Below are 12,704 nucleotides of genomic sequence, written 5' to 3'. Positions count from 1 at the left end.
TTACTGAATCATTCTATTTGAATGACATTGATATTTATGTGTTTTTGCAATTTTGCAAACTGAGATTCACGCACGTCCTAGATTTGAGACTGATTTTTCAAATTTCCGAGAATAACTTGACACATACCAGAGCTTCCTTTATCTTGTTTTCTTACCTCTACTTTGTTAGAATAGTTGCTACATGTTTGAAAAGGAGAGGAAAATGTCTGAAAAACAAATGAAAACACTTGGGTGGATTGCGACCTTTATGTCCGTGATGATGTACGTTTCCTACATCCCTCAAATCATGAACAATTTAGCCGGTCAAAAAGGGAATTTTATCCAGCCCTTAGTTGCGGCCATCAACTGTAGTCTCTGGGTTTACTACGGCTTGTTTAAAAAAGAACGAGACATACCTCTTGCAGCTGCTAACGCGCCAGGAATTGTCTTTGGTCTGATTACCGCTTTGACAGCTTTACTTTAGGAGGAAATGAAATGAATCTCGATTTTAAACAGGCTTCTGAGGGCAAAGAACTTCTCTCTACAACGGTCTGGGAAAGCATTGTGAATCTGAACGCAACTCAAGAAATTCAAGTTGCGGAAATCAATCCGGATTTTGCGGATGGAGAAAGCCTAAACCGTGAATACGGGGTGCCCTTTGAACAGGAGGCAAACTGCCTGGTCCTTGAAGGCAAACGTGGGGACGAGAAAAAATATGCCGCCCTTCTTATCCCTTACGGTAAAAAAGCCAACACCAATGCGACCGTTAAGCGCCCCTTAGATGTTGCCAAAGTCGGCTTTGCTCCCTTAGACTTTATCCTGGAACAGACAGGTATGGAATTCGGTGCCATTACCCCGATTGGACTTCCCGAAACATGGTCGATTCTGATCGATCAGCAAATCCTGGAACAAGATAGCATTATTGTAGGCGGCGGACTAGTACAGTCCAAATTGTTAGTTCCGACTAAGTTATTAACACAACTTCCCAATGTTCAAGTGATTGAAGGACTGGCGAAAGATTAAGATAATACGAAAAAAACTTGCGATTTCCGCAAGTTTTTTTCATACTATCCCCAAAAAGCATCTTCAACGGCTTGCTCTGATGAGAAAAGCCAAACTTCTTGGATTTTCCCGTTTTCCATACGGAAAAGGTCAATGCCATTCATATTCAATTCTTCTCCATCTGGACGTGTTCCCACAAAAGTAACGTTGGCTGCCACCAAATCACCATTGTCTGATACCCAGTTTGTAAGAACTTTGAAGGTCCCATTTGTTTTTTCACCAAAGGTAGCCAAGTGAGCTCCAAGTTTTTCTTTACCAACAACTGTTCCAGAAACAGAGTGATTTCCAGGTTGGTGCCAGATGATATCGTCTGCCATGGTATCAAATACGGCAGGGAAATCACCTGCAATAAGACCTTCATTGTAACGATTGAAAATTTCTAGATTTTTAGACATTAGTTTTCTCCTTTATTTGATTACAAATCTATTGTATAATCAGACTAATAAAACCACAAGTACGTTTTTTTGCTACGCTTAGTAGCAAACTTAGTACTATTGGCGTAAAATAAGGAGAAAAAATTGACAAATAAAGTGAGTGAATATGGAATTTGTCCATTTGCGACGACACAAAAGGTCTTGACAGGGAAGTGGGCCTTGGTCATTCTGTATCAATTGAGTACGGGAACCAAACGTTTTAACGAGTTACAACGAAACATTCCTGGTGTGACTCAAAGTATTTTAACCCGCCATTTAAGACAACTCGAAAAGGATAAGTTGGTCCATCGTGAAGTTTACCCAGAAGTACCTCCTAGGGTGGAGTATAGCCTAACTGAAATTGGCCGCAGTTTTCAAGGTGTTTTAGATCAAGTAGAGACATGGGGACTCAATTATATAGAAGTATTGGCGCAGGAAGAGAATTCCTAACAAGAGAATATGAGATTTTATTTGAAAATAACACAGATAGTGTTTATTTACGCTTTTTTACTGTGTTATTTTCAAATAAAACACCATTCCCAACGTGGCCAAGGTATTGACTGCTCTTGTCCGGCATCCGGAGAGCATTGGAAGAGTGCTTGTTATGTCTAATGGAGCTTGAGGTGTAGAAGAGGCTTTTGAAAATTTACCAAAGGAGTAAGATATGAAAAAAACTCATGAAACGAAGCATTGCCGTTCGGGAGGCCTATCACAAATTAGAGGAGGCCAATCATGGCTCTCGTTGGTCCATTGAGGAAGATTTTTTGGCTTTGTCGAATGATGTTGGAAATTTGCAGCGTTTGGTGATGACCAAACAAGGTCGCTATTATGATGAAACTCCATACCGCTTGGAGTCCAAATTGGCAGAAAATATGTGGTGGCTTTTGGAGTTTGCAAATCGATTGGATATTGATGTTGAAGCGGAAATGGAAGAATTCTTATCTGAAAAAGAAGTCTTGTTGGGTTTAAAATAGGTTATGAAAATGATAACGTAACACTGGCGATAAACTAAAATCCGGATTGATATAGTCTTTTGGTTTACTTTTAGTACAAGGCAGCGAGTCGTAGACAGTACTGAAGTACGGCAAGACGAGCTAACACAGTAATAAAATATAAACTAAAAGAGTATACTAAAAATCAGAATGCCTACATCATAGATAGCTGAAAAGGCTGAGGAAATCAGCTTTTTTCTTTTACCGCAACTACATCCCTTTAAAAACTGACTTTAAAAATAAAAAGACTAGACATTTTATTTTATATCTGTTATACTTATATCAAGATGTTGGAAGCGCACCCATCGAACCGAATTTAAAGGAGAATCTTATGTCTAAAGCGTTAATTATCTGCGTTGCAGGAATGTCTTCCTCTTTAATGGCTTCTAAAACAACGGAATATCTTCAAGCACAAGGAAAAGATATCACAGTGGAAGCTATTTCATCGAATGAAGGGGAGCAAGTGATTGCTGATGCAACCTATGATGTCTATCTCGTAAGTCCACAGGCTGGTATGTACTACAATCAATTTGCGGCAGTCGGTGCAGAAGCTGGTCGTCCTGTAGTGAAGGTTCCACCACAAGCCTATGTTCCAATTCCAATGGGAATTGAGAAAATGGCACAACTCATCTTGGATAATCTTGCGTAAGGAGGCTGACTATGAGTCCTGAAGAACTACAGGTTGCGGCTTTTGAGATTATACTTCATAGTGGGACTGCGCGAACTTCTATTCATGAAGCTTTTGCGGCCATGCGTGAACATGATTATAAGCTAGCTCAAGAAAAATTAGATGCTGCAGATGAGGAGTTGTTGGAAGCTCACCATGCCCAAACGGACTTGCTGCAAAAATATGCTAGCGGTACTGAAATTAAGATTGAGATTATTATGGTACACGCTCAAGATCATCTTATGACAACCTATACCTTGAAAGAGGTTGCGACAGAAATGCTTTATCTTTATCAAAAAGTCGGATAAAGCACTGAGTCAAGTATTTTCATGAACGATAATTTAGAGGCTGGTATGTTACTCAGCCTCTTTTTATGTTTATACTCTTTGAAAATCAAATTTAATTGTTGTCAGGTCAGACAGTCTGGTAGACTGTCTGAGATCCTAGTTAAAAAACGAAGTTTTTGTCAACTTTGCCGTACTTATTTGAAACTTTCTACGAAAGTTTTATCGGTAAACTCAAAACCTCTCCCAGAGGTTTTGAGTTGTCTGTGGCTCACTTCCTAGTTTATACTCATTAAATTTCAAAATCTGACGTTGTCAAGCCTCTTCGGTGAACTTTAGTTCTACCATCATCGGCTTTCCTAGTCATCTTTTTGAAATTTTTCGAGTATTCCGATTTAGAAGTTAGTTAAGTATTAATTTTTGATTTTCATTGAGTATTAGATTCTTTTACATAGTACAAAAAAGTCGGAAGAGGAGTCCGACTTTTTTGTATTAATAGGATGAGTCTTCAAAACCATTCTCCTGGGCGACCGTTTTAAACCAATGTCCAGATTTCTTGATGGTTTTTACTTGGGTGTGGATGTTGTTTGAAATAAAGCCGTAGCGGTTTCGATAGGCGTTCATCCAAGACCAGCAGTCTATTGGAGTCCAGAGATGGTAACCAAAGCAATTGGATCCTTCAGCAATTCCCTGATGGAGGTAGGCTAGGTGTTCTTTGATGAAGTCGATACGATAGTCGTCTTGGATTTGACCATTTTCATCAAGGAAGCGTTCTTCGCGGGAGACTCCCATGCCGTTTTCAGAAACAAACCAGGGGATATTTCCGTAATTGTCTCTGATATTAATAGCAATGTCATAGATGGCTTGTGGGTAGATTTCCCAGCCCTTGTCAATATTCATCCGTCGTCCAGGCATTTCGTAGTTGTCGTAATAGCGATTGGGCATCCAATCACCAACTGAATTTGGAGCGATTTCTGGAGCTTTTACACGGTTTGGATGGTAGAAATTTACACCGAGGAAATCAACAGTATTTTGTTCAAAAATAGCCTGATCTCCGGGTTTGCTTTGCCAGAGGACCTTATCGGCTTCTAGTCGTTGGACCAATTCTTCTGGGAAGTGGCCTTTAATAGCTGGTTCCAGGAATAATTTATTGTTCCAGAGTTCTGCAAAATGGGCAGCGTCCAAATCTGCTTTTGCATCTGAGGCAGGATAGGTTGGTGTCAAGTTAAGAACCGTTCCAATCCGACCTCCATTTTCTTGGAGTCCTAGTTCTCGAAATCTAGCGATGGCTTTGGCTGAAGCTAGATTAAGGTGGTAGGCCACTTGAACGGCTCTTTTTCCATCCACTAATTTAGGATAATGAAATTGATAGAGGTAACCACCGTCGACAACGACCATGGGTTCATTATGGGTGGTCCAATCTTTGACGCGATCGCCAAAAGCTTTGAAGGCTTGTTCCGCAAATCCTACATAGAGATCAACAACATGGCGTGATTCCCAACCTCCATATTTGTGGTAAAGTTCGATGGGGAGGTCAAAATGGTGGAGGTTCATGATAGGACGAATACCATTCGCAATGAAACAATCAATAACCTTATTGTAGAAATTAACGGCGTCCGGGTTGACTGTATTGGTTTCTAAATCATTAATTAATCGGGACCATTGAATGGAGGTGCGGACGCTATTCAAGCCGATTTTTTTCATTAAAGCGATGTCTTCCTCGTAACTATTGTAGAAGTTGGAAGCTGTATCTGGCCCGACTTGATTATAAAAAACCTCGGGCTCAATCTCATACCAGTAGTCAAACATATTGGCGTGTTTCTTTTGGAAACGTCCTTCACTTTGGGGGCCAGAAGTAGCAGCTCCCCACCAAAAATTTTTGGGAAATGTATACTTTGTCATAAGAGTCTCCTTTGTTTCTATAGTGCTATTATACATCTTTTTCAAAAAAAGACAAGATATTTCAATAAAAGGACTAGACATTTTGGGGTAAAAGGCGTATATTGATAGTATCAAAAGAAAAGAGGAGTGCTTATGAATAAGTTCTTAGACGCTTTGAGTGATAAACTCTTGCCTCTGGCTAATAAGTTAGGATCTAATCGCTATTTGGCGATTTTGCGGGATGCTTTTATGTTAGCCTTTCCAGTTACCATGTTTGGTTCCATTTTAGTGGTTATTACGAATTTGCCTTTTTTGAGTGATAGCCTTCGAGGAACACTCTATCAATTGTTAGGGAATGGGCAGTTGGCTACGATGTCCATCATGACCCTCTTTGTAGTCTTTGGGATTGGTTATTATCTGACCAAGAGCTACAAAGTTGAAGGGGTCTTCGGTGGTGCAGTAGCTCTATCTAGTTTCCTAATTCTGACACCGTTTTACACCCAGTCAGAAGGTGGTGAAGTTGTTTCCAATGTTCTAAGTCTGGATCGACTTGGAGCAAAAGGAATGTTCCTGGGGATGATTACTGCGTTTGTGGCTGCAGAACTCTATAGTCGTTTTAGTAACAAGGGGTGGCAGATTAAGATGCCAGATACTGTTCCCCCTGCCGTTGCAAAATCGTTTGCGGCGATTATTCCGGGGACTTTAACCCTATCCATTTTCTTGGCAATCAATGCCTTGGTAACGGGTGTATTTTCCGTTAACCTTCATGATATTATTTACGATGTCATTCAAAAACCTCTGGTTGGTCTTGGCTCTAGTCTCGGTGCAACCTTGATTGCTCTTTTCTTCATACAGATTCTTTGGTTCTTTGGTCTCCATGGACAAATTCTAGTCAATTCCGTAATGGATCCGATTTGGAATACCTTGAACTTAGAGAACTTGGAAGCCTTTAAGGCTGGTGAAGCGGTCCCACATATCATTTCTAAATCCTTTATGGAAACCTTTACCGTTGGTCTTGGTGGTTCAGGGATGACACTGGCTGTGGTTCTGATTATGGCCTTTATCTTGAAGAAAAAGCTCTACAATGATGTTGGTCGATTGGCTCTTGGAGCAGCCGTCTTTAATGTGAATGAGCCGGTTATTTTTGGTCTCCCAATCGTTTTGAATGCTACGATCTTAATTCCATGGATTCTGGCGCCAATCCTTGTGACAAGTCTAAATTACTTTGTTATGTTCATTGGTCTTGTGCCGGCTCCAACGGGAGTTTCGGTGCCTTGGACAGTGCCTGTGTTCTTTAGTGGTATGATTGCAACCAACTCGATTGCGGGTGGATTGTTACAATTAGTGGATGTGGCTCTCGTCGGTTTCATATGGTATCCATTCCTTCGTATACTGGACAAACAACCAGATTCTGATCTATAATGTGAATAGGCTTTCGTCACGAGAGAAAGATTCATATAGATCGGAGGGTTCTATGCCAAAGTATGAAGAAATCGCCGGTGTTTTGCGGCAACGGATTACCGATGGTGTTTATCCGGTAGGTTCCATGTTACCAACACGAACGATTCTTGCTGAGGAATTTCAGGTAAGTCGGGTCACCGTTAAAAAGGCAATTGAAATTTTGACGGTTGAGGGCTTGGTTCTATCTCGACAAGGAGATGGAACCAAGATTCTCAATTCGTCCTTCTTTGATCGGGAGGATGCCAAATTCCGTCTGGATAATTTTAATGGACTAAGCTCAGATCTTCATTCAGATGATCGCAAGTTGAGCAGTCAGGTGATTGAATTTACGGTAGATTTTCCGGATCAGGAGCTGGCGGACCGTTTGCAAGTTGATCAGACAACGCCAGTTTATAAGATTGTTCGTCTGAGACTTCTGGATGGAGAACCTTATACCCTTGAACATACTTACATGCCAAGTGATTTAGTGCCAGGTCTCAACCAGGAGATTCTGGAGGCATCTATTTATGATTTTTTGCTAAAGAAATTAGGCTTAAAATTTGCGGGCTCTTATCGACATATTACCGCTGAGCGTCCGGATTCTTATGATGTGGAGTATTTGGATTGCAAAAAAAATGATCCGATATTACAGATAGAGCAGCTAGTCTATTTAAAAAATGGTCGTCCGATTGAATATTCGCGGAGTAGAAATCGCTATGATACCCGGGGCTATTCACTTTTAGATGTAAAAACAAATTAAGGAGAGGCGAATAATGGCAGAACCACTATTTTTAAATTCGCAAATGCATGAAAAAATTTGGGGTGGAACCCAACTACGGGATGTTTTCGGTTACGAGATTCCTTCCGACAAAACAGGTGAGTATTGGGCAATTTCAGCCCATCCCAATGGCGTTTCACGGGTTGCCAATGGGCGTTTTCAAGGTTTGGGTTTGGATCGCTTGTACCGTGAGCAGAAAGACCTATTCGGAAATCCGGATTCGCCAGTCTTCCCGCTATTAACAAAGATATTAGATGCCAATGACTGGTTGAGCGTTCAGGTTCACCCGGATGATCGCTATGCTTTAGAACATGAGGGGGAGCTTGGGAAAACGGAGTGTTGGTACGTCTTGGAAGCAGAAGAAGGTGCGGAGATTATCTATGGTCACGAGGCTCAATCTAAGGAAGAACTGGCTCAAATGATTGAAGCGGGTGACTGGGAGCATCTATTGACCAGAGTTCCTGTAAAAGCGGGTGATTTTTTCTATGTTCCCAGTGGGACCATGCATGCGATTGGAAAGGGAATTCTGATTCTTGAGACCCAGCAATCGAGTGACACCACCTATAGAGTCTATGACTTTGATCGGAAAGACGATCAAGGGAATCTGCGGGAATTGCACCTGCAGAAATCCATTGATGTCTTGAATATTGGAAAAACCGCTCATTCAACTCCTGCGAAGCTAGTTGTTGAAAACCTGGCAAGTACCTTGCTTGTCTCTAATGAATTTTTTACAGTTTATAAGTGGCAGATTCTAGGACGTGAATCTTTTGCCCGAGTGGCACCTTATCTTCTTTGCAGCGTCGTTGGAGGCCAAGGTCTGCTGGAAGTTGAGGGCCAGGTTTACAAATTGAAGAAAGGCGATCATTTCATACTGCCTTATGATGTTGCACATTGGGCGTTCGAGGGTGAGTTAGAGATGATTGTGAGCCATCCACATTCTTAGGAGGTTTTTATGGCTTTGTTGGTCTGTGATTTAGGAGGGACAGCTGTTAAAACAGCCTTATTTACAGAAGGAAACCTAGAGCTCATGGATTCTTTGCCAACCCCTTCTAGTTGGGAAGAGATGAAGGTTGCCCTGCTGGCTCTCAAAAATCAAGTTTCCTCTGAAAATATCAGCGGATTAGCCTTGTCTTGTCCTGGATCTGTCGATACAGAAACAGGTATTATTTATGGAAAAAGTGCCATCCCCTATATCCATCGTTTTCCCATCCAAGCAGAATTGGAAGAACTTTTAGGCTTGCCTGTATCCATTGAAAATGATGCCAACTGTGCAGCACTAGCCGAGCTGCATATGGGGGCAGCGCGTGGCAGCTCTTCTGCAGCTTTTTTTATCATTGGTTCAGGTGTTGGTGGCGCACTTTCAATAGGTACCCAATTGCAAAAAGGGGAAAACTTGTTTGGTGGCGAGTTCGGTTATATGCTCTTGGACCAAGGGCGTAGTCTGAGTCAATTGGTGAGCCCGGTCCAAGTTGCGCAACGGTTTGCGCAGGACCAAGGTTTGGACCATGTAACAGGTAAGGACTTGTTTGATTTGGCTCAGTCTGGTCATCCAGCAGCTGAGGAGGCTGTTGAAAGTCTCTATAACTCCCTTGCCGTAGGGATTTACAACGTTTTGATGACAGTCAATCCAGAATTAGTCCTACTGGGAGGAGCAATCTCCGCCCGAGAGGATTTAGTTCCAAATGTGCAGCGTCGCTTAGAAGCACTTATTCAGGAAACCGATGCAGAGGATATCCGTTTTAGGCTAAAAGCCTGTGCGTTTCAAAATCAGGCAAACCTTCTCGGTGCTGTTTCCCATTTTTTGATAAGCCATTCTGAAAAAGTTTAGTTTTTTAGTACAAGGCAGCGAGTCGTAGACGCTAAAACGTTCGAAGAAAGTTTCAAATGAGTACGGCAAGACGAACTAACTCAGTAATAAAAAATAAACGAAAGAGTATATGAAATCCCCCCCTGATTACCATCGAGTATCGGGGGGATTTTTACGGTAGTCATATGGTTTGTTTTTAGAAAAAGACAGCGAGTCATAGCCAGGACTGAAGTATGGAGTAAGCTAATACAGAAATAAAAGATAAACTAACATCCTATATCTGGACAAATTGAATTGGTCAGACTTTTTAGCTCCAATGATTTACCAAGAGAGTATGATGAGTGATTTCTTTGTAGAGTGGTTTACATAAGAGCTTCTACCATCTATGCTGGTCACTTCTTTGACTGTCCATCTCATCCTAGATCCTGATCCAAGAAAGCTGACAATGAAAAGGAGATTTTGGGGGAAGGTATTTGTGAAGCTCAATTTCTCATATAGAAAGCTGAATTGAAGAATATATCCCTATAAAAAAATAGATTAACTTTTCGTAAGCAAACGTTTGTTTTTTCTGTAAAAAAATGTATCCAAAAATTTCATGGTTTTTCTGAGCATTTTACTGTACATACAAATTTAAAGTGTGTTAAAGTATCTTCGAACAAAAAAGAAAAGAGAGGTTTATAACTTATGTTCAAGAAAAAACAGCGATTTTCAATTCGAAAATTTAAAGTTGGTGTTTTTTCTGTTTTAGTAGGTAGTCTATTTGTTTTAGACCCTTCTAGTACTGTTGCGGCTGAGGAACATTCTCCTATCGATGTTCAAGTCGTAGAAGAGAGAGTACAGCCAGGATCTGGGGAAATTGCTTCTGAGACAGAACTCCCACAAGCGGAGCCGGTAGAGGTAAGCCCTACTCCTGCTCAGTCAGCTGAACTGGCTTCAGAGACTAAGGTGACTCCAGAAACAGCAGCCACAGTAGTCAAAGAAGATAGCGCCCCATCAATTTCTGAAGAACCTGCTGCAGAGGAGAAGGTTACAACGGAAGCGAAGCCGGTTGCGCAAGCTCCAGAGACAGCTGAAACGACAACAAACAAAGAAACGCCACAAGTAGAAGCGCAAGCAACTACTAAGGAAGTAGAGACTCCAGCAGAAAAAGTGGAGAGCAAGCCAGCAACGACTACAGGAAGCCAATTCCGCAGTGCTTTTCGTGCTTTCCGGAATGCGGATACTTCATCAGGTGGTTTGCAAACTGAGAAGGTAGCCAATTTGGATGATATTGATTATGGTGTCTATGGTTTCTCACCTACAGTCAATAAGAATTCGATTGTAGAAGGCTATAATGGATTTGTTCACCGCCCTGGTAAGAATTTTAAAGATCGTTTCCCAGTCAGTGTTAACGATGCTATCATGAATAAGGATCCAAAAACAATTACAGACAAACCTTACGTTATTATCAAAAATGTAGGGGAGTATCAAGGTAAGACCTTGGATATGAAAGTTGAGTATGTGGATTGGAAGAAATCGGTCAATGCCAATGGAGACCCTGTTTGGGGTACCTATGCCAATGCACAGTTAATTATTCAGCGAATTGTAACAGGAAATGGTCTGTCAGCTTCTTTAGAAGGTTTAGACTATTTAACTGTAAGAGAAACGTACATTGATAGCGCTACAGGTGAAACTGTTACGGTTAAGGCTAATAAAGCACTATTAGACTTGGATAGAGATGAGATGTTTGCGATTTCCAATAATTCAAACGCGACTATCCAAAAAATGAGTGATGAGATTACAACAGCGGATTCAGGACTCCCAATTGGAACAGTTGTTAAAAATAGCACTCGAAATGCACCAAAATATTTGCGGGATAAAGAGACTAAGCAACCAATCTTTGATACAGATCATAGGATCAATGTAAAATATGAATCCTCTGAAGATAAACCGTTTGAGTATTCATTTGTTGCACCAGCCTTCCGAAATTCCACTAATGGTTTAGGAAGAAATGGTATTGCAAATGCTCCTGCCAAAAGAACCCAACCAGATGATTCTCAGAGATTAGAAAAATTTTACGGATCACGTTTTAGTACGAGACCTCTTCGAAAAGTTACTCAATTCAATGGGGCAGGCTATCGTAACCGTTATGTTTGGGGAACCATTATCAATGAGGATGTTGAACCAGATACACCATTGCAGTATGTTGCGGATGATGATCAGGGACACACAGCTGACCTAAAAGAAGATGGTCAAGTTGTAAAAGATGAAAATAATAAAAATGTTAAGCAAGATGCGGTAGAAGAAGTTCATATTGAAAAAGGAACTGAAGAGGTTAGCTTCCGTAATGAGACCTCCACTGCCTTTAAGATAAATGGTGAGCCTTTGACGCAGCTTGTCTTCACACAAAAACTTGACGATCGACTAACTTTTAAAAATGGTAGTCTAGTTGTTACACTTGGAGAGGATGATAACGGGAATCCGAGAATTGTAACAGGTCAGGGAACTACCAAGTATGATCGAGCTACCAATACTGTTACATGGACAGCCAATTCTGCTCTGTTAAGAAACGAAGAGAGTCAAGGCCAGTCTCTAACGGTAGACTTTAAGGCGACTTCTAAGGTTACTGGCGACGGAGTTATTATTAACCCAGGTGCTACATTTGATATTGATAAATATAGTGTTGAATCAAATAAAACAAAGATTACTTATGGTAACTATGTTCCACCTGTGACGGATGAGCTTCAAGAAGAAGTAGATAAAGAAAAAGAAGTTACTGAAAGTACTAACTACACGAATGCTGATCCAGAATTGAAGCAAGCCTATGATGATGCACTCACCAAAGGGACTGAAGTTTTAGAAGATCCTAACGCTACTCAAGCAGACGTTGATGCTGCGAAAGAGGCGTTAGAGGCAGCTCGCAATGCTTTAAATGGAGATTCTAAACAAACCCCAGAAGCAGTCGATAAGTCAGAATTGGAAGTTGAAGCAGCTAAAGAAGATGAGGTTACAGCTTCAGACGCCTACACTAAGGCAACAGAGGAAGCTAAGAAAGCCTATGATGATGCCCTAGCAGCAGCGAAAGAAGTATTGGCAGATCCAGCAGCGACAGCAGAGCAAGTAGCAGCAGCGAAAGAGGCTCTAGCGAAAGCAGCGGAAGACTTGGCTAACAATCCATCGAAAGATCCAGTAGCAGAAGCGAAGGAAGACGCTAAGAAAGCAATTGAAGAAGCCTTGGCAGAGAAAGAAGCAGCGATTGACGCATCAGACGCAACTGATGAAGAAAAAGCAGCAGCTAAGGAAGCAGCGAAAGCAGAAGCGGATAAAGCTAAAGAAGCAGTCGATGCAGCAGAGACAGCAGATGCAGTAACAGAAGCAAAAGATTCTGGAGTTAAATCTGTAGAAGATGTTGAAGTACCATC

The 12,704-nt window shown here is 41.3% G+C and carries 13 protein-coding genes; 11 read left to right on the top strand and 2 right to left on the bottom strand.

The genetic code is table 11. The annotated features are described in order from the left end of the window. The first annotated feature begins 202 nt into the window (after positions 1 to 202). A complete protein-coding gene (locus I2503_RS07500; RefSeq protein ID WP_196967551.1) occupies positions 203 to 463 on the top strand; it encodes a SemiSWEET family transporter in 261 nt (86 codons plus the stop codon). An 11-nt stretch (positions 464 to 474) separates the two neighbouring features. Next, positions 475 to 1,002 (top strand): YbaK/EbsC family protein, encoded by a 528-nt coding sequence (locus tag I2503_RS07495; protein WP_196967550.1) that lies wholly within the window; start codon positions 475 to 477, stop codon positions 1,000 to 1,002. Between the two features lie 44 nt (positions 1,003 to 1,046). On the opposite strand, the gene I2503_RS07490 is transcribed toward I2503_RS07495, so the two are convergent. Continuing rightward, positions 1,047 to 1,436, bottom strand: coding sequence for a nuclear transport factor 2 family protein (locus I2503_RS07490; protein WP_196967549.1), 390 nt, complete (start codon positions 1,434 to 1,436; stop codon positions 1,047 to 1,049). Positions 1,437 to 1,559: 123 nt separating this feature from the next. Here I2503_RS07490 and I2503_RS07485 point away from each other — a divergent pair, with 123 nt between their 5' ends. The 4 genes from I2503_RS07485 (at position 1,560) to I2503_RS07470 (ending at position 3,421) form a co-directional block, all read left to right on the top strand. Continuing rightward, positions 1,560 to 1,904 (top strand): helix-turn-helix domain-containing protein, encoded by a 345-nt coding sequence (locus I2503_RS07485; protein WP_196967548.1) that lies wholly within the window; start codon positions 1,560 to 1,562, stop codon positions 1,902 to 1,904. A gap of 227 nt (positions 1,905 to 2,131) precedes the next feature. Then, complete coding sequence (locus I2503_RS07480) at positions 2,132 to 2,428, top strand: MazG-like protein (RefSeq protein ID WP_196091415.1); 297 nt, start codon at positions 2,132 to 2,134, stop codon at positions 2,426 to 2,428. A gap of 349 nt (positions 2,429 to 2,777) precedes the next feature. Further along, positions 2,778 to 3,095 carry a PTS cellobiose transporter subunit IIB gene (locus I2503_RS07475; protein WP_196091416.1) on the top strand — a complete coding sequence of 106 codons (318 nt, stop codon included), beginning with the start codon at positions 2,778 to 2,780 and terminating at the stop codon, positions 3,093 to 3,095. Positions 3,096 to 3,106: 11 nt separating this feature from the next. Beyond that, complete coding sequence (locus I2503_RS07470) at positions 3,107 to 3,421, top strand: PTS cellobiose transporter subunit IIA (protein ID WP_196091417.1); 315 nt, start codon at positions 3,107 to 3,109, stop codon at positions 3,419 to 3,421. Positions 3,422 to 3,889: 468 nt separating this feature from the next. Here I2503_RS07470 and I2503_RS07465 read toward each other — a convergent pair whose 3' ends face one another. Continuing rightward, positions 3,890 to 5,299: a glycoside hydrolase family 1 protein gene (locus I2503_RS07465; RefSeq protein ID WP_196967547.1), complete on the bottom strand. Its 1,410-nt coding sequence runs from the start codon at positions 5,297 to 5,299 to the stop codon at positions 3,890 to 3,892. Between the two features lie 132 nt (positions 5,300 to 5,431). Between I2503_RS07465 and celB the strand changes: the two genes are divergently transcribed. From celB to I2503_RS07435, 5 genes are all read left to right on the top strand, one after another. Beyond that, positions 5,432 to 6,700 carry a PTS cellobiose transporter subunit IIC gene (gene celB, locus I2503_RS07460; protein ID WP_196967546.1) on the top strand — a complete coding sequence of 423 codons (1,269 nt, stop codon included), beginning with the start codon at positions 5,432 to 5,434 and terminating at the stop codon, positions 6,698 to 6,700. 52 nt (positions 6,701 to 6,752) lie between these two features. Further along, positions 6,753 to 7,478, top strand: a complete 726-nt coding sequence (locus I2503_RS07455) for a GntR family transcriptional regulator (RefSeq protein ID WP_196092398.1) — start codon at positions 6,753 to 6,755, stop codon at positions 7,476 to 7,478. A gap of 13 nt (positions 7,479 to 7,491) precedes the next feature. Continuing rightward, positions 7,492 to 8,439, top strand: coding sequence for a mannose-6-phosphate isomerase, class I (gene manA, locus I2503_RS07450; protein ID WP_196967545.1), 948 nt, complete (start codon positions 7,492 to 7,494; stop codon positions 8,437 to 8,439). 9 nt (positions 8,440 to 8,448) lie between these two features. Further along, a complete protein-coding gene (locus I2503_RS07445) occupies positions 8,449 to 9,324 on the top strand; it encodes an ROK family protein (RefSeq protein WP_196092396.1) in 876 nt (291 codons plus the stop codon). 663 nt (positions 9,325 to 9,987) lie between these two features. Next, on the top strand, positions 9,988 to 12,704 hold a 2,717-nt coding region (locus I2503_RS07435; RefSeq protein WP_196967544.1), incomplete at its 3' end, for a DUF1542 domain-containing protein.

This window comes from Streptococcus sp. NLN64, assembly GCF_015831295.1.
GTDB lineage: Bacteria > Bacillota > Bacilli > Lactobacillales > Streptococcaceae > Streptococcus.
Note: the sequence above shows the minus strand (reverse complement) of the source record. Positions and strands in the feature narration are given on the sequence as shown.

Bases quoted from the DNA above. Each gene is read 5' to 3' on its own strand.
- I2503_RS07500 (WP_196967551.1), top strand. From the start codon at position 203: ATGTCTGAAAAACAAATGAAAACACTTGGGTGGATTGCGACCTTTATG.
- I2503_RS07495 (WP_196967550.1), top strand. From the start codon at position 475: ATGAATCTCGATTTTAAACAGGCTTCTGAGGGCAAAGAACTTCTCTCT.
- I2503_RS07490 (WP_196967549.1), bottom strand. From the start codon at position 1,436: ATGTCTAAAAATCTAGAAATTTTCAATCGTTACAATGAAGGTCTTATT.
- I2503_RS07480 (WP_196091415.1), top strand. From the start codon at position 2,132: ATGAAACGAAGCATTGCCGTTCGGGAGGCCTATCACAAATTAGAGGAG.
- I2503_RS07475 (WP_196091416.1), top strand. From the start codon at position 2,778: ATGTCTAAAGCGTTAATTATCTGCGTTGCAGGAATGTCTTCCTCTTTA.
- I2503_RS07470 (WP_196091417.1), top strand. From the start codon at position 3,107: ATGAGTCCTGAAGAACTACAGGTTGCGGCTTTTGAGATTATACTTCAT.
- I2503_RS07465 (WP_196967547.1), bottom strand. From the start codon at position 5,299: ATGACAAAGTATACATTTCCCAAAAATTTTTGGTGGGGAGCTGCTACT.
- celB (WP_196967546.1), top strand. From the start codon at position 5,432: ATGAATAAGTTCTTAGACGCTTTGAGTGATAAACTCTTGCCTCTGGCT.
- I2503_RS07455 (WP_196092398.1), top strand. From the start codon at position 6,753: ATGCCAAAGTATGAAGAAATCGCCGGTGTTTTGCGGCAACGGATTACC.
- manA (WP_196967545.1), top strand. From the start codon at position 7,492: ATGGCAGAACCACTATTTTTAAATTCGCAAATGCATGAAAAAATTTGG.
- I2503_RS07445 (WP_196092396.1), top strand. From the start codon at position 8,449: ATGGCTTTGTTGGTCTGTGATTTAGGAGGGACAGCTGTTAAAACAGCC.